Source organism: Flaviramulus sp., assembly GCF_982512915.1.
In genome coordinates this window covers 1-4,073 of the sequence record NZ_CEWOCJ010000046.1, presented here as the reverse complement: position 1 = coordinate 4,073, position 4,073 = coordinate 1, and the positions used below count along the sequence as shown (strand labels likewise).

The following is a 4,073-nucleotide window of genomic DNA, read 5'->3' as shown; positions in this document are numbered from 1 at the left end:
CACAAGTCAAATTAGTTGATCCTGTGTTATTTGTGATAACTGGAGTTGGTAGATCATTAACCGTAACCGTAAAATCATAGCGACAGGTAGCGCCATTTAGGGTAACCTCTAGCCAATAAGGCGTTGTTATATTGGGTGTTACCGTAATATATTCTGTTGTTTCTCCTGTTGACCATAGAAAACTAGGTCCTATATTTCTGAGCTGAAAAAAAGACTTATGGGTTTCGGCAATATCTGCATCAAACCATGTGCCGTCTAACCCAAAATAAACTCCATCTTGATTTGATGTAAGTGCATCGGGTTGTCCTGGACTCCAATTAGTATATGTTAATGGGGTGCCGTCAGAAAAACTAAATATACCTTCTGTAGACAAGTCATTGAGCCCAAACCAGTAAATTTCCCCAAGGGCTTCTACATCGTAGGAATAATAATTAAGATAGTCTTCTTCAGAACGAACGGACGCCAAATTACCGCCAAGACTTTCAGCAAAATTTTGAGCGTCTGTATAACTCATAGCCATTGTGTTTTTATAAGCATGGGCGTCATCAAATAAAGCAATTCGTATAGCATTTGGAATTTCAGGAAGTCCAAAGCCCGCTTGTAGTTCAACACTTTCTCCCAAACAAAGGTCGGTATCGGCAGTAGCTTGATAAACTCCCATAAGATGTACCATAACCTGCGTGCGTGTTAAGCTCTCAATTCCATTAACTGTTTGAGAGGCATAAACAAATTGACTATCAACAAGAAAGCTTGAGGAGTCAAGTAAATTACCATCAAAAGGAGCATCGTACCATTTAACACCAGACCCAGTTACGTCAAGTTCGGATATAGTAGTGCTAGGAATATCACAAAAACTCTGAAGTGGAGCTGCAGTTGGAGGATTAGGAGCATCCAAAATAGTGAGTGTTAATGGAGTCCTACTCAGACTTACACACCCCGTAGCATTATCAACGCTTTCTGCATAATAGGTAATAACTCCCACACTACTTAAAGATGGATCATTAACTACATTACCACCTGTAGGAGCATCATACCAAATAAGCGTTTCTCCAATATTTACTTCTGCATTAGCTGTAATTGTTTGTATTGTTAATTGCTCTTGTAAAGTAATATCAACACCATTAAAAGGTGCTAACGGAGCAGTGTTGATTGTTAAAGTAACTGGTGTCCTATTTAAACTTATACAACCTGAAGTGTCATTACTACTCTCTGCATAATAAGTTATTGTTCCAACTGTATCTAGAATTGGATTCATAATAATGTTTCCTCCAACAGAGGCATCATACCATTTTAGTGTTTCTCCAATACCAACTGTTGCTGACGCAGTTAAACTTGTAATCTCACAAGAAGTTTCATCTCCTCCACTAATAGGGGAAACTGGATTACTTAATGGGATTTCTACAGTTTTTCTACAAGTGACTCCATTAATGGTAATATCAACCCAAAAATCTGATGTAGTTGCAGGGGAAACAATTATGGACTCAGAAACTTCGCCAGTAGACCATAAATAAGTTACTCCAGAATTTAATTTGAAAACAAAAAATTGATTGGATGAAGTTGGAATATCAAGCCATAAACCAGATCCTGAAGTCATCAATACTGCATCTTCATTTCCAGAGTTATTAGGCTCACCTGCTGACCATGAATTAAAATCCCTAGGCGTTCCATCTGTCCAAACAAAGTCATTTTCAACTATCACATCATTTAATCCAATTAAAAAATTTCCAGAATTAATATTGCTGGTCAAAAAAGATTTTTCTGCAATTGAGTGAATAGAAACTAGGTGCCCAGAATACTTATTTGCAAATTGTTCAGCAACAAAAAAATTTGCTGTAAAATCACTTAAATAGTAAAAATCTGAATTAAAAACTCCAATAAGAACTGTACTAGGAATTACTGGCGGATCAAAACTTGCATTAAGCTCAACGCTTTCACCTAAGCAAATTTCAGTTTTGTTGGTAGTAATATTAGATGAAATAAAATGTACTAATACCTGAAACCTATCAACACTTGGCACACCTCCTATAGTTTGCTCAGCATAAACTAGTTCTCCATTTACTAAAGTTTCTGTGTTAACTAGGGGGATACCACCAGTAGCAGTATCATACCATGTAATTGTCCCACCTAAATCTGTTGTAACTATTAAATCGCTTACTGTAGCACTATCACAAAAACTCTGTATTGGATCTCCCGTTGGAGTTGGAGTAATCGCTTTAAATGTAAGGTTATCTATTCTTAATACTTTATCAATATTTTTGTAAACTCTCAAACAAGTACCATTATAATATGATAGAGCAAAAACAGCAATTGTGAAAAATAATTTTTTCATAGGTGTAGGTTAAAATTTGGAGCTATAATCTAAAACTGTAGAGGGATAGTTTTAGAGTGTATTTTATCTTATTTTTTTTTATTTAGTCTATTAATCGATGTTATATGTATTTCAACTAATTGATTATTAGATGTTTAGCAAATTTAGTGCAACAATTAAGTATTATTTGTATAATTAGAATAATGACGTTGTAGTATAGATTGAATATAAATTTCGTATAGACGAATGGTTTGTACTATACCATTAAAATAGTTTAAATAGATTTTTATAACATTATTCTAAAACTTTGTTGTTATATTTTTAATAATAGAAGTCCTTTTGATAATATCATTTAAAAAAATTATCAACTATCAATCTCTGAAATCTAATAGGGACTACATTAAAATATAAAGAAGACAAAAGCTGTCTTCAAACAGTTAGATGCTTAACTTTAATACTAATTCATTTAAGCTTTCTTAATCTATTTCCATTATGATATGACCAAAACTTAAATAAAGGATATAATTATATTTTACAAAACTTTAATAAATTCTTAAAATATTAACTAATGAAACTAAAAAGCACTTACATAATGTAAGTGCTTTTTGTTTTGCTGCTGCTATTATTTAAAGTTATAGCCAAACTAAATCTATTTATGATTAAGCATAATAAACTTAAAACCTTATTAATTGTAGTAAAAAGATACTATTTTAAAGGTTAGAGTGGTTTAAAAAAAAGAATATTTAAACTGCCTGTGCTTCATACTACTGCTCCAAATTTAATAGCTGTTGAGCCATCTGCTTTCATATCTCCCAAGAAAGAAATGGATAGAGAAACACGACCTTCATCTGGCAAGTTTAAGTTAAATCCTCCCTCAGAGTTACTAATCCTTGAGAATGATTTAACTGTTTTATCGTTTTTAAGATTTAATATAACCGCAGCCTGCAAAAAACGGTTAAAGTAAACCACTAAAAACTCTTTAAGCCTAAGCTATTAAAAGGATTTATAATAATTATCGCTATGCTCACTTTTATCCGCTGTAGATGGTTCACCTAGTCCGCCCTATCCAATGTATTAACTATAGTAGAAAAACTGCAACCTTATTTACAACCTTTTTTTGTTAAAAAGATGGCAAGTTGGCATTTAGAGGGTAAATGCATAGAATGCATATATTTATAAGGTGTAGTTAAGTTTACTGTATAAAAAAAGTCCAACATTTCTGTTGAACTTTTCCTATTTAGCTCCCCTTACAGACGAAAGATGCAGCTATAATGCGATGATTGAGTATGTGACTATCAGGAAATTAAAGGGATAATTTTTGCGATAAAATTATTTTCCAAACGCTATTAGAATGAACTAGTGCTATAAAAAGGTTACTTATAATTACGGGATTAGTTATGGTTCCCGCCATTATTGGACTTAATAGTTTGTAAATTATTTGAACAGATAAAAGTGCCATCACCATCTTAGGGTCAAATTTGAATAAAAGCACTACAGAGAAAATAAGGATGGCTAAATAAATTGAAAGTAAAATACTTCGAGCTGGTGATTCTATACCATAAGATTCTGCTGCCCAATTTGCTTTTAGAAGTATGCCTAAACAAACAGGAATTAGAACAAGGATATTTAGTATTAAAGATATTTTGGGAAATAACATTGTTTTCATTGTTGTAAATTCAGATTAAAGATAAAGCGATTTCACAATAATTCCTTGTTCCAATACCAAAAGATGCAACTACCCTAACTCACTGATAGACAAAGAAAA

The 4,073-nt window shown here is 32.7% G+C and carries 3 protein-coding genes; all 3 read right to left on the bottom strand.

Annotated elements, in window-relative coordinates; all coding sequences use genetic code 11:
* Positions 1-2,329, bottom strand: a 2,329-nt coding sequence (locus AC1XJX_RS13535; protein WP_482004523.1) for an Ig-like domain-containing protein, incomplete at its 3' end; no start/stop codon positions are given.
* A 738-nt stretch (positions 2,330-3,067) separates the two neighbouring features.
* Positions 3,068-3,277 carry a hypothetical protein gene (locus AC1XJX_RS13530; RefSeq protein ID WP_482004522.1) on the bottom strand — a complete coding sequence of 70 codons (210 nt, stop codon included), beginning with the start codon at positions 3,275-3,277 and terminating at the stop codon, positions 3,068-3,070.
* 334 nt (positions 3,278-3,611) lie between these two features.
* The gene (locus tag AC1XJX_RS13525; RefSeq protein WP_482004521.1) at positions 3,612-3,974 is read right to left on the bottom strand and encodes a hypothetical protein; all 363 of its coding nucleotides are present in this window, start codon (positions 3,972-3,974) and stop codon (positions 3,612-3,614) included.
* Between the last annotated feature and the right edge of the window lie 99 nt (positions 3,975-4,073).